The following is a 22,180-nucleotide window of genomic DNA, read 5'->3' as shown; positions in this document are numbered from 1 at the left end:
AATAGATAAACATCTTCAAACACCCCCGCTCCAACACTGAGAGTTCTCTCATATCTCCGCCCCGCCGCCCCCTCTAAACTGCCGCCGCCGAGACACACACTACCTTTCCCACTCACAACGATCGTGAGCACTTCCGGCATCGTCTCGCACAATAACTGCCGGACTTGATCTATTTAAGGATTTGTTACATGAAAACCTCTCTACTGGCACTACCGCTGGGTCTGGCATTGAGCATGGCGGCCACTTCGGCACTGGCCTTCGACGGCACTATCAACTTCGCCGGCAAGATCACCAGCGCCACATGCCCGATTCAAATTGTTAACCCGGAAAGCGGCGCGGTAGGTAACCTGGTGCCGATGGGTTCGGTGGACGCTGGCGATTTCAGCGGGAGTGGCACCGAAGGCGGTGGTCGCGGTTTTCAAATGCGCCTGACCCCAGACTCCACGTGCGTCATAGACAAATTTAATGCAAAGGTGACCTTCACCTCGGTTCAAGGCGGTGGCGGCGATCACTACGGCATCAAGAACGTCGCCGGAGCGGCCACCGGCGTTGCGGTGGGCATCAAGGACAATACCAATACCCTGGTGAAAAACGGCACGGCATCAGCCGTTTACCCACTCAGTGCAACCGATCCGACCTTGATGTACTTCACAGCGGTGTACGTCGCAACCGCTGACGCCGTGACGCCTGGCCCGGCCGATGCAGACGTCAACTTCCGCGTCGATATCAATTAATAACTTTACCCTCGATTGAACAACGGGCTTCACCGCCCGTTGTTTTCGACCCTTACTTCGACTCAGAGATCGACTATGTCTGGTTGTATTAACCGTCCTGCGTATTTGAGGGCTGGCGTACTCGGCTGCCTGTTGTCGACCGTGACAGCATTGTGGCTACCCAGCAGTTATGGCGCACTGACGATCAGCAGTACTCGAGTGGTATTTGACAGTGACAAGCGCAATGTTTCCTTAAATGTCAATAATCCGAGCGACAAGCCTTTTGCCGTGCAAACCTGGGTCAATACCACGGCGGATGACCAAACCACTGCCGTGCCATTTATTGCTTCGCCACCGCTGTTTCGCTTGAATGCCGGAAAAGAACAACAGGTACAAATAAACGGTCTGCCAAATACATTGCCGAAAGATCGTGAATCGGTCTTTTATTTCAACGTCCAGGAAATACCGCAACGAAAAACAAGCGAAGCCAATCAGCTGAACATATCGTTGCGCACGCGAATCAAGCTGTTTTACCGCCCTGTCGACATCAAGGCCAATCCGCTGGATGCACCTAAACAACTTCACTGGTCGGTGAAAAAAGTCGAGGGTAAACACCGCCTCTTGCTGAACAACCCGACCCCCTTCCATATCTCATTCGTCCGCATCGAGCTCACAGCGGACGGGCGGGCCGTGCGCTTGAAAGAAACCCCCATGGCGCTTCCGCTGGCGTCGAGCACCTACGAGCTTGAAGGGTTCAAACCGCGGCCGGGAATGCAGGTGAGCTTCTCCATCATCACTGACCACGGCGGGTACACCCCTCCCCTCACGTCGCCGGTCGATGTTGATCTTTAAACCTGCGCGGATGCTTATCATGAATTTCTTTCCGTACCGGGCTTCAAAGCCCGCGCAGCGTTGGCTTCATCTGGCCGTTTTGGCCGGGGGCAGCCTGGCTTTACTGGACACCCGGCCCGTCGTGGGCGCTGGCGAGCCCGAGTTTGAAGCCAGCTTCATGCGCCAACAGGATAACCATGCCAGCGATGCCGGCGCCCTGGCGTTGCGCGCCCTCTCCAGTAGCCAGGATCTGGGCCCCGGCCGCTACCTGGTGAGCATCGACGTCAATCGGGTTTTATTCGATCCACAGGAGATCGAGTTCACCCTCAACGCTCACGGCGATGGCCTGACGCCCTGCTTGTCGATGCAATTGCTCAAAGAGATCGGGGTCAATCTCGATGCTTTGGCCGAGCCGGCGCTGGCGCACGGCGCGTGCGTCGATTTGCCAAGACTCATCCCCGGCGCATTGGCGCACCTGAATGGCGGTCAGTTAGCGCTGTCGATTTCGATCCCGCAGATTGCCATGCGTCGTGATGTAGCCGGTTATGTCGATCCGCAATTGTGGGACAACGGCATCAACTCGGCGTTTGTGAACTATCAAGTGTCGGCCCAGCAAGGTCGCCGTGCCCGAGGCGGCAACTCCAGCAGCCAGGACCTCTACCTCAATAGCGGCGTGAATCTGGGGGCCTGGCGCTTGCGCAGCAATAACGTCTTTCGTAGCGAGGCTCAAGGGGAAAGCGCCTGGTCTCGCGCCTACACCTACTTGCAGCGCGACCTCCCCGGCACTCATTCGCGCGTGACTCTGGGAGAAGCCTATACGCCGGGGGATGTGTTCAGGAGTGTGCCGATCCTGGGGGCGCAGGTCGCGTCCGATTTGAGCATGCTGCCCGACTCGCAGCAAAACTACTCACCGATCGTTCGGGGTGTAGCGCAGAGCCGCGCCAGGCTGGAGATTCGCCAGAACGGATTCCCGATCTACTCCACCTATGTCAGCGCCGGTCCCTATGAAATCAATGACCTCATCACCGGCGGCGGAAGCGGCGAACTGGAGATCATCCTGACCGAAGCCGACGGTCAGGTACGACGCTTTACGCAACCCTACTCGACGCTCAATAACCTGCTGCGCGAGGGTGTCTGGCGTTACAGCGCCAGTCTCGGCCAGTACAACGCGCCGTCTTACTCGGTTGACGATGCGATGCTTTGGCAGGGGACGCTGGCCAGCGGAATTGGCTGGAACTCGACACTGTACGGCGGCTTGATGGCCAATGATTTTTATCAGGCGAGCACTGTTGGCATCGGCCGCAACCTGGGATCGTTCGGCGCCTTGTCGCTGGATGCGACTCGTTCATCGGCCGATATCGACCGCAATGACAGCAGCCGCAATGTCCAGGGAATGAGTTATGCGATCAAGTATGGCAAAACCTTCGACACCCGCACCAACCTGCGTTTTGCCGGTTATCGTTATTCAACCGAGGGCTATCGCGATTTTACCGAAGCGGTACGCGAGCGAAGTGCCGACAAGTATTTTCGCGGCAGTCGGCGCAGTCTGCTGGAAGCCTCGGTGTTCCAGGACATTGGCGCCTCCAGTTCCTTGAGCCTGACGCTGTCGCAGGAAGAGTTCTGGCGTTCCGATTACCGCCAGCGGCAATACCAGTTCAACTTCAGCACTCGTCATAAATCGGTCAGCTATAGCCTCTACGCCTCTCAATCGCTTAACGACAACCAGTTCAATGACCGTCAGTTCGGCTTGAGCATCTCGATGCCCCTGGATTTCGGACGTTCGACGACTGGCACCCTCGACCTGCGCGAAAGCGGCGGCTTGTACAGCCAGCGCGCCTCTTTGTCAGGACAGGCCGAGGGTAATCGCCTCAATTACCGAGCCTCCGTGCTCAACAATGAATACAAACAGCAAACCGCCGAATTGGCCTTGGGTTATCAGACAGCTGTCGCCAGCGTCGGCGCGGGCATTACTCAGGGTAGCGATTACAACAACTTGTCGGTCAACGCCAGTGGCGCCGTATTGCTGCACGGTGAAGGCCTGGCATTCGGACCTTATCTGGGCGAAACCAGTGGGCTGGCGCATGTTCCCGACATTCCAGGCGTCGGCCTGCTCAATGCTTCCAGCGTCAACACCAACGACCGTGGCTACGCGCTGATTCCTTACCTGCAACCTTACCGGGTCAACCGGGTGATCCTCGATACCGATCAGCTCGATCCGAATGTCGAGATCGACAATGGCATCACTCAGGTGGTGCCGCGCAAGGGCTCCATTGTCAAGGCGACCTTCCCGGCACGTAAAGTCCAGAGACTGTTACTGACCACTCGGGATGACCAAGGCGCTGCCCTTCCGTTTGGTGCACAAGTCACCCATGCCGATGGCGAAGTCCTTGGCATTGTCGGCCAGGCCGGTCAGGTGTTGCTCAGCGCAACCGGCGATCAGCAAAACCTGACGGTGCGTTGGGGGAATGCCGCCACTGAACAGTGTGATCTGCAATTCGATGTCCAGAGCTTGCCGATGGACCAGGGCTATCGGGTTCAGGACTTGATTTGCCGTTGAGCCGTCGCTTCGTTCATTTGCACTCGGCGCCCTTTCCGGGCGCCTAGCGTTTTGCCAGGAAAACAGCATGTCGAAAAAATTATTCCCGGGCGTTCTGCTCACGCTTGCCGCGTCCGGTCTTTTGCCCTTCACCGCCCCGAACGCTGCCGCTAACGGTTGTTACTGGGCAAATGGCAATACTGGGCCGATTCGCTATGTCGCTCATTTGAATACGCTGTATGTCCCCAGAGATGCCAGGATTGGTGATCCCATCGGCCCCTCGGAGCAACCCTTCCTGCTCAGTGGCGGCGGCTTGGCGGTTCACTGCCTGACCGACGGCACACGAATAACGTTCAATGCTTCATCCACGGCCACACCGGTACCCGGCCCTATCCCCCGAATGAACGGTGTCGCCCCGCACGGTACGTTGCTTGAGACCAATGTCGCGGGTGTGGGGGCCTTGATCAAAATAGGCAGCCCGTACGACGGGACGACCACTGGTTTCTGGAAGCTCAACAGCGCTGACAGCACGGTGCCGTTTGATGGCTACATCGATTTCAATACGCCTTTCCCGCTCCAGCACGCGTTGCTGCGCGGGACAGTAACCTTGATCAAAACCGGGACGATCGGCCAAGGCACGCATCCACTGGATTCGGGCAAGGAAATGGTCAACGCGTCATTCACCGGTGTTCCCAATGCCTTTAGCCTGACCTTGAGCGGTGCGGTCACCCAGGCCGAATGCACATTGTCGACCAACCCCGTGAGCGCCGATCCCGTGAAGCTTGGTGACTGGCCTGATACGGAGTTCACGGGAAAGGACCACGCCACGGTGGCGGTGCCGTTCAGCATTGCCTTGAATTCGTGCATGTCCGATCCGCTGCCGGGGGGCTTCGAGGCGAACGCCCATATCCGTCTGGACCCGGTGGCGGGCTCAACGGCCATCGACGCAGCCAATGGCGTGTTCAGCCTGGGCAGCAGTTCCACCGCAAAAGGCATCGGTATCCAGATACTGAAGCGCGACGCCGTGACGCCGATTGCCTTGCTGACCGATGTCGATCAAGGCGTCATCCCGGCCAGTGGTGGCATGCTGCTGGAGTTCAATGCTCGCTACTACCAGACGGGCCCGACGGCGGATGTCTCCGCGGGATCGGCCGATGCGTCACTGGGGTTCACCATCACTTATAAATAACGCCGCGCCCGGAACCGGAGGACGAACGCCCACGATATCCGGGGGCAAGCGATCGTCCACCGACTCTCGGCACCTGATCTGCCCTATCGCAAAAGAGAAGGAGCAAGCTTGCTCACGGTGGAGGTGAGAACGCCGCTGGGTGTCAGGCAGCCCGCGTTATCGTTGACGTCCATCGCGAGCAAGCTCGCTCCTTGGGTGCGGGTTCAGATCACAAACCGCGCCACCAGCGCATTCAAATCCACCGCCAGTCGTGACAGCTCATGGGTGGCGGCGCTGGTCTGGTTGGCACCCGCGGCGGACTGGGTGGCGAGGTCGCGGATGTTCACCAGATTGCGGTCCACTTCGCGAGAAACCTGCGCCTGCTCTTCCGAGGCGCTGGCGATGACAAGATTGCGCTCGTTGATCATCTGGATGGACTGGGTGATCTGCTCCAGCGCCACACCCGCCGCCCGTGCCATGGCCAAAGTGCTTTGGGTGCGCTGATTGCTTTGTTGCATCGATGAGACTGCATGGCCGGTGCCGTTTTGAATGCCCGCCACCATCTTCTCGATCTCTTGCGTGGATTGCGCCGTGCGATGAGCCAACGCGCGAACTTCGTCCGCGACAACCGCAAAACCCCGCCCGGCTTCACCGGCACGTGCGGCTTCGATCGCCGCGTTCAGCGCCAGCAGGTTGGTTTGTTCGGCGATGGCACGGATCACGTCCAGCACCTTGCCAATATCGCGACCTTGGGTCGCCAGCCCTTCGATCATCAGCGACGTGTTTTGCACGTCCCGGGTCATGGTCTGGATCGCGTCGACGGTTTCCACCACGCGGTCGCGACCCTCGCGGGCGGCCTGGGTCGACTGGTTCGAAGCTTCGGAAGTCGAGACCGCATTGCGCGCCACTTCTTCGACCGCGGCGGTCATTTCGTTCACCGCAGTGGCGGCCTGTTCGATCTCGTTGTTTTGCTGTTGCAGGCCGCGGGACGCTTCCTGGGTCACGGTGCTCAGTTCTTCAGCGGCGGCGCCCAGTTGTGTGGCCGAACCGGCAATCTGCTCGATGGTCTGACGCAGGCTGGTCTGCATGCTCGACAAGGCGCCGAGCAGGCGCGCCGGCTCATCCTTGCCGTCGATCTCGATGACGTTGGTGAGGTTGCCAGCGGCAATGGTTTGCGCCGCCAGCAGTGCACGGTTCAGCGGCGTGACGATGCTGCGAGTCAGCAACCAGGCGAGCAGCACGGTCAGCAGCGCGGCGAGCACCGAGACAATAACGATGCCGGTGATCGCATTGTTGTACTGCTCGCCCGCCTCGGTCAGCGCGGACCTGGCGTAGCTGCTGTTGAGTGCCACCAGCTTGTTGAGCTGCACGCCCATCTGATCGGTGCCGTCCTTGATTTGCGTGTTGATCAGGCTGCGCATCTCATCGAGTTTGTTCTGCCGCGACAGCTCCAGCATCTGGTTTTGCGCCTGCAGGTAGTTCTCCAGCGTGACTATGAATGTCTTGTACAGCGCGGCTTCTTCCGGTTGAGCGGGCAACGCAGCGTAGTCGGCCTGGGCGCTGCGCAGCTTGTCGACGAGCACGCCGATACGGGCCTGGGCTTCCTGCAACGCGGCCGGATCACGGTTAACCAATACGCGGAAGGAGAGGATGCGCATGCGCAGGACGTTTTCGGTCATGTTGCCGAGGTAGCCGACGCTGGGCAGTTGCGTCGCCCCCATATCCACCGCGGCCTGACGAATGATCGTCATGCGGTTGACGGCGAACACGCCGAGCACGATGACCAGCAAGGCGATAAACGCAAAACCCAGGAAAGCGCGAGGCGCGATGTTCAGATTACGCAGGGACATAGGACGGTACTCGGTGATTGAGGCTTCGAGCGTCCTTGCCGTTATCGATGAAGGGCGAGCGTTGACGCGCGCCGGTCAGTCTGGCGCCCGCCGGGAAGGCGCGCCTGTTATCTATATCGGCGGGGGTTGAGTATTTTTGCGGGGATTTGCGAAATATAATTCTCCGGGCTTCTACAGGGCTGTTCCGGATTTACGTGCAACGAGGCGCCAGACCCGGGCAATATCGCTCGCCCGCTCACGCAACAAGCGTGGCGCATCGGCACATGCCTGCTCCAGCGTCATCGGCCCGCTCGCCAGGGCAAACGCGGCATCGATACCGTGCTCGTACAACGCCTGATAGCCCTCGCCCAACGTGCCGGCGATAACGATCACCGGTACGCCGTGTTCGCGAGCAATGCGGGCGACGCCAAACGGTGTCTTGCCGCGCAAGGTTTGCGCATCGAAACGGCCTTCGCCGGTGATCACCAGATCGGCGCCCTTGACCGCCTCCGCCAGACCGACCAGTTCTGCCACCACTTCAACCCCGGCTTTGAACTGCGCCCCCAGAAACGCCTTGGCGGCAAAGCCCAGACCGCCCGCTGCACCGCTGCCCGGCTCGTCGCGCACATCGTTGTGCAAGACGCTCGCGCAGTGATCGGCAAAGTGCCCGAGGGCATGATCCAGTTGCTGGACCTGCTCGGAAGTGGCTCCTTTTTGCGGGCCGAAAATCGCCGAGGCACCGTGGGGGCCGCACAGCGGATTGTTGACGTCGGCGGCGATGTCGAAGCGCACTCGCGCCAGGCGCGGATCGATGTCGCTCAAGTCGATGCGAGACAGGTGCGCGAGTGCGAGGCCGCCCGGTGCCAGGCTCTGGCCTTGGGCATCGAGCAGTTTCACGCCGAGCGCCTGCATGGCTCCGGCACCGCCGTCATTGGTGGCGCTGCCGCCAATCGCCAGGATGATGCGCTGCGCACCCTCGTCGAGGGCGCAGCGGATCAATTCGCCGGTACCGAACGTGCTGCTGATGCACGCATTGCGTTGATCGACCGGCACCCATTGCAGGCCACTGGCCTCGGCCATTTCGATAATCGCGGTGTGGCTGCCAGGCAACCAGCCCCACGCGGCATCGACTGGCGCGCCCAGCGGTCCCCGGACCACTGCACGCCGACGCAGGCCATCGCATGCCACCAGCACCGACTCGACCGTCCCTTCCCCGCCGTCGGCCATCGGGCATTTGATTAACTGCGCGTCGGGCCAAACCTCGGCCAGGCCCAGCGCAATGGCATCGGCCACGCCTCGGGCACCGAGGCTGTCTTTGAACGAATCGGGGGCGATGACGATTTTCATGGGAATGCTCCAGTTTCAGGATTTACACCGTTGTAAAAGATTAACGCAATGAAGTCGTTTTCCTACAACGCGCGCTGGCGCCTCCTACAGTAATACCCTCGAAGAGGCGATAGTCTGCAATCGCCTCGTTGTACTCAAGTTTAAACACGCTGTTTGAACGAGGTGAAAATAAAATCAAAGAAGAGATACTCAAATGCTTAGAATTTCCGCGAAGACCCTGTTGCTGTCCTTGGCGTTGTCCTGCCTTCCTCTGATGAGCCAAGCTGCTACGGACCAAAGTCAAACGACCTCCGCCACCTCTGCGAAAGCAGTTATCAATTGGTGGTGTTCCCCGTCCAACAACCATAAGTTCAGAGGCTCTATTATTGGGCACACTGTCGTCTCTTCGGGATACAGTTATTTCCAGGTAGAGAAATACAAAATAGAACGGTTTGAGGGACAGAGCGGCGGTAACAAAGCCAACCTGAGTATCTGGATGGGGAGCAACGGGGACTTTAGTTTCTTCAATGAGTCTGGAGATAACCTGATGCAGGACAGCCAGTGGCACGATCTGAATCTGCGAGTTAACTACCCCGGAGCTGGCACACAGGTCAAGTTCAAGTTCACGTTCGACAAGTCCTGGAGTGACCCAACCTGCGAAGCAATACGCCCGGCGTAAATAACTTCAGGCAAATGTCTTCCCTATATTGAAATTTCACTCTACCTGCATGCCCCTTGTAACTCACCTCTTAAACTCCGGAGGTGAGTTCAGCATGGGCATTCATGGGCATAAACGCCGATATTTCAGAGACCCATGAGCGCTTAGATGACTGGCACTTCCTGTCAACACGACTTCGTCTTTCTATCCGAAATCAACAAACATTTTCATATGGGTGCGAATCAGCTTCACATATTAAGAGATGTTTCACTGACAATAAACTCCGGGGAAAGTGTAGCCATCCTCGGGCCTTCCGGCTCAGGTAAAAGCACTTTGCTCAACCTGCTCGGTCTGCTGGACTCAGCCGACACTGGCCAGTACCGCCTCGGCGGGCACGAGACCACGACCGCTGCACCGGATCAATTGGCCTCCATTCGCAATCAACTTATCGGTTTCGTATTCCAGAGTTTCAACCTCATGCCGCGCCTCACCGCGTTGGAGAATGTTGCCTTGCCCCTCGGTTATCGCGGTGTCGGCCGGGCTGATGCACGGCATCAGGCCATGCGCATGCTTGAGCAGGTCGGGTTGGCACCCCGTGCCCACCATCGCCCCGCCGACTTGTCTGGAGGGCAACGACAGCGCGTCGCAATCGCCCGCGCCCTGGTGGGCAAGCCGCGTCTGATTCTGGCTGACGAACCCACCGGCAATCTCGACGGTGAAACGGCGAAAGACATCATGGCACTTCTGCTATCGCTTAACCGCGAGTACCACGTGACGCTGATTGTCGTCACCCATGACCCAGGCATCGCCACGTTGTTGAATCGGCAGATTCAGGTGGATAACGGCGTCGTACGCGAGCTGTGCCCATGCTCCGCTTGACACCGGGTGCCTGGCCGCTGCCGCTTGAGCTGATGCACGAAGTGATTGCCAGCCTGCGCACATTGGGCAAGCGATCGGTGATCGCACTGGTGGGCATCGCCATTGGCAGTTCTTCGGTCATCGCGATGATCAACATCGGCAGCAACGCCACACAGGATGCTGCAAAAATTTTCCAGGACATGGGTGTCGACATGATGGTTGCCCGTCTCCACGACAAACCCCGTGTCACGGCTGTAGCGCCCCTGACACTGGATACCGTGAAACTTCAACAAACAATGCCTAACCTTCTATTGGTTGCGCCGACCCTGCAACGGGGAGGCTCAGTCGTGTTCAACGGGCATTCAGTAGCCGCCGATCTGATAGGTGCCACCCCTGACCTGGCGGGCGTCATGGGTTTGACGTTGCGCGCCGGGCGTTTTTTGTCCGAATTCGATCAGTCTGAAACCCATGTGGTCGTCGGCCACTCGCTCGCTAAAACACTGGAAACGACGGGGGGTGCTTTGCGCGTGGGTGACCGCCTGCGAATTGGCGACTATCTGTATACCGTCATTGGTGTCCTGCGCGAACGACCCGCCTCGATGCTGATTCAGATCAGAGCCAATGACTCCTTATTCTTCCCGTTGCAAGGGATGCGCCGCATCGACGGTTCGGCGAGCATCGATAGCATCATGATTCGAACAGCTGCGAATCAGCCCATGAGCGAAGTGGCCCGCAACCTGACCGGCGCTCTAAAAGTGTTGATGCCCACAAGCAACGTCAATGTGTTTGTGCCGCAACAGTTGATCGACGGGGTCTCACGACAACATCGCACCTTCAGCTATCTGCTCGCGGCCTTGGGCGGGATTTCCCTGGTGGGCGGCGGCGGTGGCGTCATGAATGTCATGCTCATGAATGTCTCGGAGCGTCGACGGGAGATTGGCATTCGCATGGCCCTCGGCGCACGTCGCAGGGACATCCGCAACCTGTTCCTGCTGGAAGCATTCACGTTGAGCGCCCTCGGCGCCCTCGGCGGTGGCGTCCTGGGCATCACCTTTGCTTTCATCTATGCGCGCTTTTCCGGGTGGACGTTTTTTCTCGCACCGGCCGCCCTGCCGCTGGGCATCATCAGCACACTGGGGGTCGGCGTATTCTGTGGCCTGTATCCCGCGGTTCTGGCGTCCCGCCTGCAACCGGTGGAGGCGTTGCGCGATGATTGACCGGCGCGCATTTGTCTTCGCCCTGCTCTGCCTGGCCCCCGGCAGCGCGCAAGCGTCGATCGATATCAGCGAAGTGTCGGCGCCCACTTACGCCGGCGACTCTTTGCGCAGCGCGCCGACGAGCCTGCAATCGACCCAACTGTCCCTGAGCGACGCCGTCTACCTGGGGCTGCGTAACCATAGGGGCATTCGCAGCGACTACCTGCGACGTATCGCTCAGAAATTCGACCTGCGCGTGGCGCAGGACGCGTTCAAGCCCCAGCTGTTTCTCAAAGGCAATTATGAACGCCATCAAGGCACTGATGACCGCGGCCAAAAGACCTCGCTGTCTCCAGGGGTCAGTCTGCTGGGCGAGTACGGCACACGCCTGAGCGCAGGCTGGACTCGCCAGATGAATGAGGCCGAACGCGCCGGCCGTCTGCGCAGCGACGGGCTCGACCTCGCGGTGGTTCAGCCGCTGTTGAAGGGTGCGGGACGGGATGTCACCACGGCACCGCTGCGACTGGCGCAGCTGTCGGAGCAGATGAATCGGCTGAACCTGAAAGTCAGTGTCTCTCAAGCGATCGCCGACATCATCACGGCTTACCGCGAGTTGCTCAGATCGCAAGCGCAACAGGTCATCGCACAGGAGGCGCTGCAGCGCAGCGAATCGCTGTTGGCAGTCAACAAGGCACTGATTGCCGCCGGGCGCATGGCCGCGTTCGACATCGTCCAGACGGAGGCGGAAATCGCCGCGCAGGAACTCTCGGTAGAAGAAGCGCAGAACCAGGTGCACACCCATCGCCTCGCGCTGCTGCACCTGCTTGCCCTGGACTTGTCCACGCCGATCCGGGCGAATGAAACGCTGCAGGCGACGAGGCTCGCTGTCGACACTCAGCAGGCCCTGAGCCTGGCGCGGGCTCAGCAGCCCCGTTACTTGTCCACGCTGCTCGGCAGCCAGCAGGCTGACCTGAACCTGCTCCTCGCCAAAGATCAGGCGCGATGGGATGTGTCACTGGTGGCCGGTGCCAATCAGGTCAACGGCCGCACTGATCGCGGCGTCGGCGCCGGGCGCAATTGGGACAGCTACACCGGCATCCAGGTGGACATTCCCATTGGCGATTTGAGTGCCCGGCAAAGCGAAGCCCATGCGCTCATCAACGTGCACATCGAGGAAATCCGGCTGGCGGACGCCCGACAGGAACTGGAACGCAACGTCAACAATGCGGTGCGCGACCTCGGCACCCGCTGGCGCCAATACGAAATTGCCCAACGCGCCGCCGAACTGTCCATCCGCAAACTCGGCATCGAGCGCGAAAAGCTCAACGCCGGGCGTTCGAGCAACTTTCAGATCATCAGTTTCGAAAGCGATCTGCGCAGCGCCGAGCATGCCCGCCTGAACGCATTGATCGCTTACCTGAACGCGCAGACACAACTCGATCTGACCCTCGGCACGACACTGGAGAGCTGGGAAATTGCCCTTAATGACGACTGACAACGCGGCCCTTTCAATCCGCCGACGCTGGCTCAAAGTGATGCTGTGGGCGACCACGGCGCTGCTGGGCAGTGCAGTGTTCGCCCACGCCATGTTCGCCCCGGCGCCCGAGGTGGACGACTGGATCAGCGTCAGCCACCAACCCCTTGTTCACACCATCGGCCTGGTCGGCAAAATTGCCCCGCATAAGACTGTCGTCATCAGTGCACCATTTGACGGTAACCTTCAGACGCTGCTCGTCGAGCCCGGGCAGCGAGTCGAACAAGGGGAGTTACTGTTGACCATGGACCCGACCTCGATTGAAACGCAATTGCGCGACGCGCTGTCCGCACAGCTCAAGGCGCAACGGGTGGTTCAGGAGCTGGTCGATTGGGAAACGGGGGCGCAGGTATTGCGGGCACGCCGCGCGGTTAGAACGGCGACTATGACCTTGAATAATGTGCAGCGCCGGGTGCGCGACAGCGAGCTGTTGCTGGCGCGCGGAATCATTGCGCGAAACGAGCTGGAAGACCTGAAACAACAGTTGCAGATGCAGGAACTGGAAAGGCAGGCAGCGCAAAGCGAGTTGGACCTTGTGCTGGATCAGGGCGCAGGCGAACAGCGGCGCATTGCCGAAATGGAGCTGAAAAATGCCACGGTCAGGTACGAGGGATTGCGCTCGCTGCTCGATGACCGACATATCGTGGCGCCTTTCACCGGGGTGGTCATGCCCGTCAGTGCCACGCAAGTTACGGGCGCTGTTTCGTCAGTGCCTGTACAGACGGGAACCCGGCTCAGCCAAGGCCAGGCATTATTCGCCATCGCCGATATCGAGCAGCTGAAAATCATCGCTTCGGTCTCGGAGCTCGACATCAATCAGCTGCATCCGGGGCAAACAGTCGAAATCGAAGGTGACGGTTTTATCGGCGAGCGCCTGGAAGGGACGGTCGAGATCGTCAGTGACCTGGCCAAATCCGCAGAGGAAGACGCTGAAAGCGCGACCTTCGCGGTAACGCTGTCGGTGCCCAGGCTGACGCCTGAACAACTGCGCCGTATTCGCCTGGGCATGAGCGCTCGCTTGTCCATCGTCACCTATCGCAATGAACAGGCTATCGTTGTCCCACCGGAGGCGATTCGCCACGAAGGTGTGACGAAAATAGTGGAGTATCGCCCGGCCATCGATCAACCGGGCCAGCAGGTGAGCGTCGTCACCGGACGGTCCACGGTCAGCGGCGTCGAGGTGTCGGGGTTGGCGCCAGGGTTCGTGCGTGTCCAGCCTACCGCCTCGATATCAAAGCCCGCCACTGACGGGTGATTCAGCTACAGTGTTCAGGCAACCTGTCTTGGGTGGGAGCCTGGCTTGCCCGCGATGGCACCCATGCGGTTTGGCTCGTGAACCGCAGCGTCCGCTTCGCGGGCAAGCCAAGCCCACACTGTCCGTGATCATCCGGTCATGATTCAACCGTAAAATCACGTATCCTGCGCCTCCGTTTCACCTTCCACTTCGCGAGGACAGTTTGTCTAAAGGTATCGCTCTATCGGTGTCGGCCTCGGTGCTGTTTGCCGTCATGTATTACTACACGTCCCTGCTCACCCCGCTGAGCGGCGTAGAAATTTTCGGCTGGCGGATGCTGCTGACGGTGCCCTGCATGACGGTGTTCATGCTGGTGTCCGGGGAATGGAAACGGGTCATCGAGATCGTCAGGCAGGTGAGCGCCCATCCGACATTGATCGCCGGTCTGTTCGCCTCCTCTGCTCTGCTCGGCGTGCAGCTCTGGTTGTTCATGTGGGCGCCGCTCAATGGCTACAGCCTCGATGTGTCGCTGGGCTATTTCCTGTTGCCGCTGACCATGGTCCTGACTGGACGCATCGCTTATGGGGAACGTCTGTCGTATCTGCAAAAAATCGCAGTGTTGCTTGCCTGCCTCGGCGTGATCAACGAGATCTACCAGGTGGGTGGTTTTTCATGGGCGACTTTGCTGGTGTGCGTGGGCTACCCGACGTATTTCATCCTGCGCAAGCGTCTGGTCACGGACAATCTCGGCGGCTTATGGCTGGACATGGCGCTGACGCTGCCCGTCGCGTTCTGGTTCGTGCAATCGGGCGAGCAAGGTTTTGCTGTGTTCGACCAGTATCCGTGGTTGTCGCTGCTGATTCCGGTGCTCGGTGTGATCAGTGCGTCGGCGCTGGTGATCTACATCATCGCCAGCCGTTTGTTGCCGTTCAGCCTGTTCGGGCTGTTGAGCTATGTTGAACCGGTGCTGTTGCTGGGCGTTGCGTTGCTGCTCGGGGAAAGCATCAGGGCGGGGGAATGGCTGACCTACATTCCGATCTGGCTGGCCGTGGTGGTGTTGGTGTTTGAGGGGTTCAAGCATCTGGTCCGGCAGCGCCGCAGATCCATGTAGGCGCCGAGCTTGCTCGCGATGGCGGCATGACATTCACCGCCGCTATCGCCAGCAAGCCGAACGGGTCAAGTAATCCCGGACAGCAGCTATCGACGTCATCAATACGCGGCCATTGATGCAAGTTGCTGGTGGCATCCGTGGCGGCGTCCTAGCTTTGCTTTGCATAACAATCAGCAAAGTGAAAACGCCATGAATGCCCTGCACCTGAAATGCCAAACCCTGTTCGACGGTACGGGTCTGCAGACCCGTCAACAGCAAACGCTGGTCGTGGAAAACGGCCTGCTCTCGTATGTCGGCCCGACCGCCATGGCGCCGCAGCCGCAACCGGGCGACGCCGTTGTGGACGCCGGCGATAACTTTGTCATGCCAGGCCTGGTGGACGTGCATACCCATTTGGCCTTCGGCAACGCGCAGAGCGAAGAAGACATTGATATCTGGACCAGCGACGAATTTCGCGCACTGCGCGGCATGTTCTTCGCCCAACATGTGTTGGCGGCGGGCGTGACCAGCATGGTCTGCCCGGGTGATAGCGGCCAGCTCAGCATCGCGGTGCGCAATGCGATCGGCGCGGGCCTGTTCGAAGGGCCGCGCATCGCGGCCAGCAGTCGTGTCATCACCAATCGGCAGAGCCTCAATGACTGGTTTCCCAGCCGCGTAGGTGCCCCCGAATATTTCACCGCGCGCCTGGTCACCAGCCGCAGCGAAGCCTTGGCAGAAATCCGCAAGCAGGCGAAGGATGGCGTGGACCTGATCAAGATTGCCATGGACGGCACTCACCGCCGGCCCAACGGCGAAATCATCGCGGCGTTCACTGCCGAAGAAACCTGCGAGATGGTCCAGGAGGCTCACCGTCTGGGCTGCAAAGTCGCCACACATGCCTATGGCCGAGAGGCGGTGATGTACGCCGCACGCGCCGGCGTCGATCTGGTGTTCCACGCTTTTTACATGGACGACGCCTGTATCGACGCACTGCTTGAAGCGGGCAGTATCCTCGCGCCGACCATGACGTTCCCGCAAAATACCGTGGATTTCTGTCAGCCTCACGATCCGGCCATCAGCACCGGCTACGCGGGTTACTGCGCCCGCACGCTGGAGGTCGGTGCGGTGGCGCTCAAACGGGCCAAGGCCGCCGGCGTGCCTTTTGCCTGCGGCAGTGACAGCGGTTTTGCCGTGACCCCTTATGGCGAGTGGCATGCCCGGGAGCTGGAACTGCTGGTCACTCGTCTGGGTTTCACGCCCGCCGAAGCGTTATATGCCGCCACCGCCGTCGGCGCGCGCTGCATGCCGCGCGGTGAAACCATCGGGTCCCTGGAGGTCGGCAAGCAAGCGGACTTCCTGTTGCTTGACGGCTCGCCGTTGCACGACATTCGTGTCCTCCAGGACCGCTCGCGCCTCAAGGCCGTGTACAAGGCTGGTCAGCCGGTGCGCATGGAACGCAGCCCCTACAACCCCAAGCAGGTGTCTGATTTCAACTCGTTGAAATGGACTGACCTGTATACCCGCGACCGAGTGGCCCAGTTGGGCAAGTGGGTCGTATGAGGATCGACATCGTGCACACACTTGATCTGTTCACAGCCACTCATATCGCCAGCAGCGCGATTCGAATCGCTCAAGAAACCGGGCTTAACCCCTTGGCCGCCGTCGTGCTGGATGCAGCGGGGCATCCACTGGCGGTCCTGCGCGATGAACAAGCCAGTTTCCTTCGCCCGCAAATCGCCACCGGCAAAGCGCGCGGCTGCCTGGGGATGGGCTTTGGCGGGCGTGAACTGGCACGGCGTGCGCATGCCATGCCGGTGTTCTTCGATGCGATCAACAGCCTGACCGGCGGTGAAGTGATTCCGGTGCCTGGCGGAGTGCTGATTCGTAATGCCGAGGGAAAGATTCTGGGTGCCGTCGGGATCAGTGGCGACACCTCGGACAACGATGAGCTTTGCGCAGTGCAGGCAATCGACCAGGCCGGGCTGTTGGCCGATACCGGTGATCAACTGACGGGGTGATCAAGCATCGCGGCCTGCTCCAGCAACAGGCCGCGGAACCACATCATCGCAGGATCGCGTTCCTGATACGGGTGCCACTGCAGCACCTGTACGGCCTCCGGAAATTCCACAGGTGCGGGGTGAATGCGCAGCGGATAACGCCGGGCAAAACGCTCTGCCTGCCGGCGAAACACGGTGGCGATTCGCGCAGTACCGACGATGAACTCAGGCATCAGCGCGAAACTTTCAACGGCCACCGCCACCCGTCTATCAATACTCAACTCATGCAGATGCATGGCATCCATCGCCAGGTTTCGACCCTCCGCGAACTCCCGAACCACATGCTCGGCCGCGCAGTAGCGGGTCAGGCTCAAGCCCTCGGCGAACTGCGGCTGATGGGCGCAAACGACGCAAACCAACTGGTCACTCAGCAACGGTACATGGGGGTAAGCAGGGTTCAACCGACGTTGTGGCACGATCACACAATCACTGCGCCGATAATCGAGCGCTTCGCTGACCACATCACCACCACGCGGTATCGGCAGGTCGCGCAGACTCAAACGCACCCCGGGTGCAACGCGCGCCAATTCACGACTGACCGCAGGCATAAGCACCCCTGCCACGTAGTCCGAAGCCACCAGGGTGAACTGTCGAGTGCAAGTGGCCGGATCGAAATTTGCCGGAGCATCGACAATTTCCCGTGTCAGCGCGAGGGCTTCATGCACCTTGGGCAAGAGCTCCAGCCCCAAGGCAGTAGGCTCCAGACGCCGCCCGACCTGAACCAGCAAGGGGTCATTGAAGTGTTCACGCAAACGTCCAAGTGCCGAACTGGTCGCCGACTGCCCCAGACACAAACGCTCGGCGGCCCTGCTGACGCTGCATTCGCTCAACAGAGCCTCCAGGGCGACCAACAGGTTCAAGTCGAGACGTCGATACCGCATGCTGTTTCCCTTATGGATTGATCCTTGGACTTCGCTTCAACTGTGTCATACGACGCAGCCATTCTGCACAACAGCTCAAGCGGCGACTGCTGCAACGAATGTGACGGGTTAGTGGCGTCGAAGCAATCCCAAAGCACGTTGCGTCAAGGTGTCGAGGCAGGACGAAACGTGCTTTTTAATTCCAAAACTGCTTTGTCGGACAATATGTAGTGCCTGAAAATAATCACTACAAAACCGTTGACGCCTCCGATCTGCCCTTGCATGATGCAGACGTCTCCCCGATCGGGAGCCAGGCAACATGTTTGAGCAAGCTCGTCTGACCGCCGAGCTGTTATTCCCGGATACACGCTGCCCACAAGGCAGATTGAAGAAACTGACCTGGCCCGAACGTCCAGTACACGGACGAGAAACGCTGGCGATCAATCCTCATGATGCTTGTGGCCGACCCTGAAAGCGTCGGTAGCAGCCAAAGGTTTTCGCCGTTTCTCTTCGTTGTGACGCGATTGCGTAGCAGTTATTCAACACGACTACATACAACAGACGCGTAACCCCGTCACTTCGACGGTGACCGCTGACGTCCTGGTTTCGGTGCCAGGGATCAACTAACCGATGGGCTACCTGTATTAGCGGATCAACTTTGAAAGATCACCAAATGGTCAAGGGGTTTACATGATGAATCTGAACAATCAACCGACTATCGATGAACTGGCTCGTCTGTTCGCGGCGCAAAAAGACAGCCATGACAGCCATATTCTGTGGATCAGCAAATCCGGCCAGGTGCATATTGACTGCCTGTCGCCGCACGCCCATGAAGCCGAGTTCGATCAGAATAATCAGAACCTGCTGGCCCGCCTGAAAATGTACCGTCGCGGCCAGGGTTATGTCGGCAAAAAAGCCGCCGCTGATAAAGACTTCATCGGCAATGTTCTGCAAACGCTGAAACAGGCCTGGGCCTCGATGCAGAATCAGAACGAAGCGCGGGTGATTGACCGATTCTACTGACAGTTCCCATGTAACCAGAACTGAAAAGGCCCCGCCCGAAACATCGAGCGGGGCCTTTTTTTGTTTTTCTTCCGCGGCGCAAATACGACTATCGTTAAGCGTATCGTGCAATGAGCCCTTGGAGATTTGTGATGAAGTCCATTCTGACAATCATGGCGTTATTGGTCACCGCGAACGCAGCTCAGGCCAACACTGTCGCAGGTGTGCCGGCATTTATAGTCGAGTGTCCGGGAAAACTCCTGGTGCAGGCCGATCAGGATGGATCCGTACTGATCAACAGCAAGGAAGCCGAAACCAAAGCGATCAATGATCGTCGTTTCGAGGCCAAGGGCACGGATGTGACGCTTAAAATCGTGGTCGCCGATGACGACTCGGTCGCAGTCACATCCACGGGCAAAGTATCCAAGGGCGTCTGCGAATCCGTGGAGGACTGATGCGACCGCAAAGCCGCTTGCTTCGATGTCTCCCTTGAGGCTCGTCGAACCATTGATCAGCGTCTCACCGACAGATCGGTTTGCCGCATGCGGTTGCGAATGGTGAAAACGCCGTCCCCCGAAAGAATCGCACTGCGGGCAAACAGGCGTCCGCTCTCCCAATTGGAAAGGCCCAGCTCCGGCTTGTTCAGGGCGTACTGACCGTCGACCCAGCGGGTGATGCCATCGCCAACAAAAGGCGCGTTGACCGAAGTGTAAAAATGCTCTTGGGCGGCAGCGCTTTCACTGATCAGCGATACGGTGAACTGTGGGCTGTAGCGATTGAACAAGGCGATGGCGCAGTCCAGGTCGTCAACGATCTTCAGGCTGACTTCCGGCGTCTCTTCCCACTCCCACTCGCGACCCAGCTGCCCTTCCGGCAACGACTCGGCCAAGGGCTCGATGCGGTAGCCTTCAGCGCGATAAACCTCGACGCTGGCGGTTTGCCAATCGCTCGGCAGGTACATTTCGCTGCCTTCCACAACGTGCAACTTGCAGCCCTGCCCTCGTGCGACGCCAGCCTGTTTCAGCGCCGCGAGGAACAACGGCACCAGGTCGGCCGCGCGGTTGCGATGGATCAGGCAAACGTTGAGGGTGTTGCAGACCTTGCGGTCCAGTGAGTTGCGCACGACGGCGGCGAAACGCGTGGCATCGGCGCCTTCGTCGGCAATCAACCAGGCGCCACCCGTGCCGTGAAGGCTGACGGCGGTGCCAGCCTGTTGCGCGATGCTGCCCAGTTGACTGACGGCGCGGCCCGAACCACGAGCCACCGCCAGTGACAGGCGTCGGTCAGCAAACATTGCCCAGCCGGCAGCGTGATTGACGCTGTCCACCAGCGACACCGCCCCGGCCGGTAATCCGGCGTCGTTCAACGCCGGATTCAAGGCGTGGGCGACGATCGCCTGGGCGGTGCCCAACGCATCACTGCCGATGCGCAGCACCGCAGTGTTGCCGGTGCGCAAGACACCTGCAGCGTCGGCGAAAACATTGGGCCGACCTTCGAACACGAAAGCGACGATGCCCAGCGGCGCGACCACTTGCTCGACGGTCCAGCCGTCATGTTCGACGCTGCTGATCACTTTGCCGCGTGACCCCGCTGCATCGCGCCACGCCCGCAGGCCGGCAATCATGTCGCGGCGCATGCGCTCATCGGCAAGCAGCCGTGTAGTGGATCGTCCCCGAGCCTTTGCCCGTTCGATATCGGCACGGTTGGCAGCTGCGATCAACGCCCAACATTGCGTGTCTTCCAGGCGCAGGGCGAACCGGTCAAAAAATTCGCTGATGGCCTCATCGGAAACGGCTGACATCGCCTTGAATGCCAATTCGGCACGCTGGATCGCGACTGTCGCTGCTTGCTGGTCTGCCACGGGGATCAGCAACAATTCACCGCGGACCTGTTCAACCAGCAAATGGTCCCCGGGCTGAAACCGCCCGGCCAGTTCGGGGCTGACCACTGAGACCCGGTTACCGGCGAAAGGGATCGGGGTACCTGCAACCAGACGTTCGAGCGCGAGAGACATGAAGCGGTTTCACCAGGCAAGGGACGGCCGGAAAATGTATAGCAAAATTGCCGGAGCGTCATCATCGCGCCAGCCGGAAAACACGCGGCCCCTGTAACAGTTGAGGAGCCAGCGTTTGGCGGGAAATCCGGGTGTGTGTATCACCCTGTATACGGCCCCGCCCCTGATACACCACCGCATAAAAGCCCCCCTATAAAGACACATCGCAAATACACCTGCCTGATCCACTGTGCCCGCCGATTGGTCTACATTGAGTGAGCTTGCCCAAGGCTACGCAATCAGCAACAAAGGCCACGGCAACTTCAAATTGCCGCTGATCTACCTCGTCGCCCTGCTAAGGCTATTCTTTTGCGGTGCCGGCAAGCTCAGCCTCGATGCGCTGGCGGCACGATTCTTCTGGCACCGCAACAATCGCTGAAATGTTAACGTGGCAGCGTTCACTTCCACTCACTTGTGCAGACAGGAGCCACCATGAGCGTGACCACCCAATGGATCGACATCGAGAGCGCTGACGGCAAATTTGGCGCTTACCTGGCCATTCCGCACACCGGGAAGGGCCCGGGCATTGTGCTGATCCAGGAGATTTTCGGCGTTAACGAACACATTCGCTCGGTCGCCGAACAATACGCGGCCGACGGTTACCTGGTGATCGTTCCGGACCTGTTCTGGCGCAGCGGCCACCGCATCGAACTGACCTATGACGAGCCGGGCTGGAAACGCGCCGTCGAGCTGATGAACGCCACCGATATCGGCAAGGCGCAGGCTGACATCGAACTGGCCATCAATGCCTTGAAAGCCCAACAGGGTCTCGACGGCGGCATTGCTTCGATCGGTTACTGCTTCGGCGGCCTGCTTTCTTATCACACTGCCGCCAATGGTCTGGTGGATGTGGCCATCGCCTACTACGGCGGCGGCATCCAGAATCAACTGGAGCGCGCCGATCAAATTGAAGTGCCGTTGCTGATGCATTTCGGTGAAGAAGACAGCCACATTCCGCTGGAAGCCGTCGAGAAAATCGCCGAGCGCTTCGAAAACAACGAAAACGTCGAGATCGTCGTGTATCCGCAGGCGCAACACGGCTTCAACTGCTCGCACCGCGACAGCTACAACCAGCGCGCATCGGCTGAGGCCCATGGCAACACGCTGATCTTCCTGGGCATGGAACTGTAAGTACGTTTCTGAACGGAGCACAGCTTGACCGAGAACGCGTCCTCCAGGTCGCTTTCGCCGGCAAGCCGTGCTCATTTTGCGCAAAAGTCTGCCTCAACAGGGGC

At 59.5% G+C, this 22,180-nt stretch carries 19 protein-coding genes and 1 pseudogene; 16 read left to right on the top strand and 4 right to left on the bottom strand.

The genetic code is table 11. The features are described 5' to 3' along the window. The first annotated feature begins 188 nt into the window (after window positions 1-188). The 4 genes from ACYZT1_RS12195 (at window position 189) to ACYZT1_RS12180 (ending at window position 5,269) form a co-directional block, all read left to right on the top strand. Window positions 189-734, top strand: a complete 546-nt coding sequence (locus tag ACYZT1_RS12195) for a fimbrial protein (RefSeq protein WP_462019142.1) — start codon at window positions 189-191, stop codon at window positions 732-734. Window positions 735-809: 75 nt separating this feature from the next. Then, complete coding sequence (locus tag ACYZT1_RS12190) at window positions 810-1,565, top strand: fimbrial biogenesis chaperone (protein ID WP_462019141.1); 756 nt, start codon at window positions 810-812, stop codon at window positions 1,563-1,565. Window positions 1,566-1,584: 19 nt separating this feature from the next. Beyond that, complete coding sequence (locus ACYZT1_RS12185) at window positions 1,585-4,101, top strand: fimbria/pilus outer membrane usher protein (RefSeq protein WP_462019140.1); 2,517 nt, start codon at window positions 1,585-1,587, stop codon at window positions 4,099-4,101. Window positions 4,102-4,168: 67 nt separating this feature from the next. Continuing rightward, window positions 4,169-5,269: a fimbrial protein gene (locus ACYZT1_RS12180; protein ID WP_462019139.1), complete on the top strand. Its 1,101-nt coding sequence runs from the start codon at window positions 4,169-4,171 to the stop codon at window positions 5,267-5,269. Between the two features lie 203 nt (window positions 5,270-5,472). Here the strand turns inward: ACYZT1_RS12180 and ACYZT1_RS12175 are convergent, their stop codons facing one another. Further along, window positions 5,473-7,098, bottom strand: coding sequence for a methyl-accepting chemotaxis protein (locus ACYZT1_RS12175; protein WP_462019138.1), 1,626 nt, complete (start codon window positions 7,096-7,098; stop codon window positions 5,473-5,475). A gap of 171 nt (window positions 7,099-7,269) precedes the next feature. After that, window positions 7,270-8,424, bottom strand: coding sequence for a glycerate kinase (locus ACYZT1_RS12170; RefSeq protein ID WP_462019137.1), 1,155 nt, complete (start codon window positions 8,422-8,424; stop codon window positions 7,270-7,272). Between the two features lie 193 nt (window positions 8,425-8,617). Here ACYZT1_RS12170 and ACYZT1_RS12165 point away from each other — a divergent pair, with 193 nt between their 5' ends. The 8 genes from ACYZT1_RS12165 (at window position 8,618) to ACYZT1_RS12130 (ending at window position 16,991) form a co-directional block, all read left to right on the top strand. Beyond that, complete coding sequence (locus ACYZT1_RS12165; RefSeq protein ID WP_462019136.1) at window positions 8,618-9,082, top strand: hypothetical protein; 465 nt, start codon at window positions 8,618-8,620, stop codon at window positions 9,080-9,082. 147 nt (window positions 9,083-9,229) lie between these two features. Continuing rightward, complete coding sequence (locus tag ACYZT1_RS12160; protein WP_462019135.1) at window positions 9,230-9,940, top strand: ABC transporter ATP-binding protein; 711 nt, start codon at window positions 9,230-9,232, stop codon at window positions 9,938-9,940. Next, window positions 9,928-11,136 (top strand): ABC transporter permease, encoded by a 1,209-nt coding sequence (locus ACYZT1_RS12155; RefSeq protein ID WP_462019134.1) that lies wholly within the window; start codon window positions 9,928-9,930, stop codon window positions 11,134-11,136. The genes ACYZT1_RS12160 and ACYZT1_RS12155 overlap by 13 nt, the downstream gene beginning before the upstream one ends. Beyond that, a complete protein-coding gene (locus ACYZT1_RS12150) occupies window positions 11,129-12,610 on the top strand; it encodes a TolC family protein (protein ID WP_462019133.1) in 1,482 nt (493 codons plus the stop codon). Before ACYZT1_RS12155 ends, ACYZT1_RS12150 begins: the two co-directional genes overlap by 8 nt. Then, window positions 12,600-13,904: an efflux RND transporter periplasmic adaptor subunit gene (locus ACYZT1_RS12145; protein ID WP_462019132.1), complete on the top strand. Its 1,305-nt coding sequence runs from the start codon at window positions 12,600-12,602 to the stop codon at window positions 13,902-13,904. Before ACYZT1_RS12150 ends, ACYZT1_RS12145 begins: the two co-directional genes overlap by 11 nt. A gap of 202 nt (window positions 13,905-14,106) precedes the next feature. Continuing rightward, window positions 14,107-14,994, top strand: a complete 888-nt coding sequence (gene rarD, locus ACYZT1_RS12140; protein WP_462019131.1) for an EamA family transporter RarD — start codon at window positions 14,107-14,109, stop codon at window positions 14,992-14,994. A gap of 189 nt (window positions 14,995-15,183) precedes the next feature. After that, window positions 15,184-16,533 (top strand): metal-dependent hydrolase family protein, encoded by a 1,350-nt coding sequence (locus ACYZT1_RS12135; protein ID WP_462019130.1) that lies wholly within the window; start codon window positions 15,184-15,186, stop codon window positions 16,531-16,533. Beyond that, the gene (locus ACYZT1_RS12130; RefSeq protein WP_462019129.1) at window positions 16,530-16,991 is read left to right on the top strand and encodes a GlcG/HbpS family heme-binding protein; all 462 of its coding nucleotides are present in this window, start codon (window positions 16,530-16,532) and stop codon (window positions 16,989-16,991) included. The genes ACYZT1_RS12135 and ACYZT1_RS12130 overlap by 4 nt, the downstream gene beginning before the upstream one ends. On the opposite strand, the gene ACYZT1_RS12125 is transcribed toward ACYZT1_RS12130, so the two are convergent. Further along, the gene (locus ACYZT1_RS12125) at window positions 16,976-17,911 is read right to left on the bottom strand and encodes a LysR family transcriptional regulator (RefSeq protein WP_462019128.1); all 936 of its coding nucleotides are present in this window, start codon (window positions 17,909-17,911) and stop codon (window positions 16,976-16,978) included. The two genes, ACYZT1_RS12130 and ACYZT1_RS12125, sit on opposite strands and share 16 nt — an antisense overlap. A 672-nt stretch (window positions 17,912-18,583) precedes the next feature. Between ACYZT1_RS12125 and ACYZT1_RS12120 the strand changes: the two genes are divergently transcribed. After that, window positions 18,584-18,913 carry a hypothetical protein gene (locus ACYZT1_RS12120; protein WP_462019235.1) on the top strand — a complete coding sequence of 110 codons (330 nt, stop codon included), beginning with the start codon at window positions 18,584-18,586 and terminating at the stop codon, window positions 18,911-18,913. A 131-nt stretch (window positions 18,914-19,044) separates the two neighbouring features. Beyond that, window positions 19,045-19,347, top strand: a complete 303-nt coding sequence (locus tag ACYZT1_RS12115) for a hypothetical protein (RefSeq protein WP_462019127.1) — start codon at window positions 19,045-19,047, stop codon at window positions 19,345-19,347. A 56-nt stretch (window positions 19,348-19,403) separates the two neighbouring features. Here the strand turns inward: ACYZT1_RS12115 and ACYZT1_RS12110 are convergent, their stop codons facing one another. Continuing rightward, a complete protein-coding gene (locus tag ACYZT1_RS12110) occupies window positions 19,404-20,906 on the bottom strand; it encodes an aldehyde dehydrogenase family protein (RefSeq protein WP_462019126.1) in 1,503 nt (500 codons plus the stop codon). Window positions 20,907-21,138: 232 nt separating this feature from the next. Between ACYZT1_RS12110 and ACYZT1_RS12105 the strand changes: the two are divergent. After that, window positions 21,139-21,324, top strand: a pseudogene (locus ACYZT1_RS12105) (DoxX family protein); the annotation flags it as partial. Window positions 21,325-21,377: 53 nt separating this feature from the next. Then, complete coding sequence (locus ACYZT1_RS12100) at window positions 21,378-22,076, top strand: dienelactone hydrolase family protein (RefSeq protein WP_462019125.1); 699 nt, start codon at window positions 21,378-21,380, stop codon at window positions 22,074-22,076. Window positions 22,077-22,180 lie beyond the last annotated feature (104 nt).

The sequence above is a fragment of the Pseudomonas sp. PB3P13 genome (genome assembly GCF_054897735.1).
Note: the sequence above shows the minus strand (reverse complement) of the source record. Positions and strands in the feature narration are given on the sequence as shown.

Excerpts from the sequence above, each read along its gene's own strand:
- ACYZT1_RS12195 (WP_462019142.1), top strand. The coding sequence starts at position 189 with ATGAAAACCTCTCTACTGGCACTACCGCTGGGTCTGGCATTGAGCATG.
- ACYZT1_RS12190 (WP_462019141.1), top strand. The coding sequence starts at position 810 with ATGTCTGGTTGTATTAACCGTCCTGCGTATTTGAGGGCTGGCGTACTC.
- ACYZT1_RS12185 (WP_462019140.1), top strand. The coding sequence starts at position 1,585 with ATGAATTTCTTTCCGTACCGGGCTTCAAAGCCCGCGCAGCGTTGGCTT.
- ACYZT1_RS12180 (WP_462019139.1), top strand. The coding sequence starts at position 4,169 with ATGTCGAAAAAATTATTCCCGGGCGTTCTGCTCACGCTTGCCGCGTCC.
- ACYZT1_RS12175 (WP_462019138.1), bottom strand. The coding sequence starts at position 7,098 with ATGTCCCTGCGTAATCTGAACATCGCGCCTCGCGCTTTCCTGGGTTTT.
- ACYZT1_RS12170 (WP_462019137.1), bottom strand. The coding sequence starts at position 8,424 with ATGAAAATCGTCATCGCCCCCGATTCGTTCAAAGACAGCCTCGGTGCC.
- ACYZT1_RS12165 (WP_462019136.1), top strand. The coding sequence starts at position 8,618 with ATGCTTAGAATTTCCGCGAAGACCCTGTTGCTGTCCTTGGCGTTGTCC.
- ACYZT1_RS12160 (WP_462019135.1), top strand. The coding sequence starts at position 9,230 with ATGACTGGCACTTCCTGTCAACACGACTTCGTCTTTCTATCCGAAATC.
- ACYZT1_RS12155 (WP_462019134.1), top strand. The coding sequence starts at position 9,928 with ATGCTCCGCTTGACACCGGGTGCCTGGCCGCTGCCGCTTGAGCTGATG.
- ACYZT1_RS12150 (WP_462019133.1), top strand. The coding sequence starts at position 11,129 with ATGATTGACCGGCGCGCATTTGTCTTCGCCCTGCTCTGCCTGGCCCCC.
- ACYZT1_RS12145 (WP_462019132.1), top strand. The coding sequence starts at position 12,600 with ATGACGACTGACAACGCGGCCCTTTCAATCCGCCGACGCTGGCTCAAA.
- ACYZT1_RS12135 (WP_462019130.1), top strand. The coding sequence starts at position 15,184 with ATGAATGCCCTGCACCTGAAATGCCAAACCCTGTTCGACGGTACGGGT.
- ACYZT1_RS12130 (WP_462019129.1), top strand. The coding sequence starts at position 16,530 with ATGAGGATCGACATCGTGCACACACTTGATCTGTTCACAGCCACTCAT.
- ACYZT1_RS12125 (WP_462019128.1), bottom strand. The coding sequence starts at position 17,911 with ATGCGGTATCGACGTCTCGACTTGAACCTGTTGGTCGCCCTGGAGGCT.
- ACYZT1_RS12120 (WP_462019235.1), top strand. The coding sequence starts at position 18,584 with ATGAATCTGAACAATCAACCGACTATCGATGAACTGGCTCGTCTGTTC.
- ACYZT1_RS12115 (WP_462019127.1), top strand. The coding sequence starts at position 19,045 with ATGAAGTCCATTCTGACAATCATGGCGTTATTGGTCACCGCGAACGCA.
- ACYZT1_RS12110 (WP_462019126.1), bottom strand. The coding sequence starts at position 20,906 with ATGTCTCTCGCGCTCGAACGTCTGGTTGCAGGTACCCCGATCCCTTTC.
- ACYZT1_RS12100 (WP_462019125.1), top strand. The coding sequence starts at position 21,378 with ATGAGCGTGACCACCCAATGGATCGACATCGAGAGCGCTGACGGCAAA.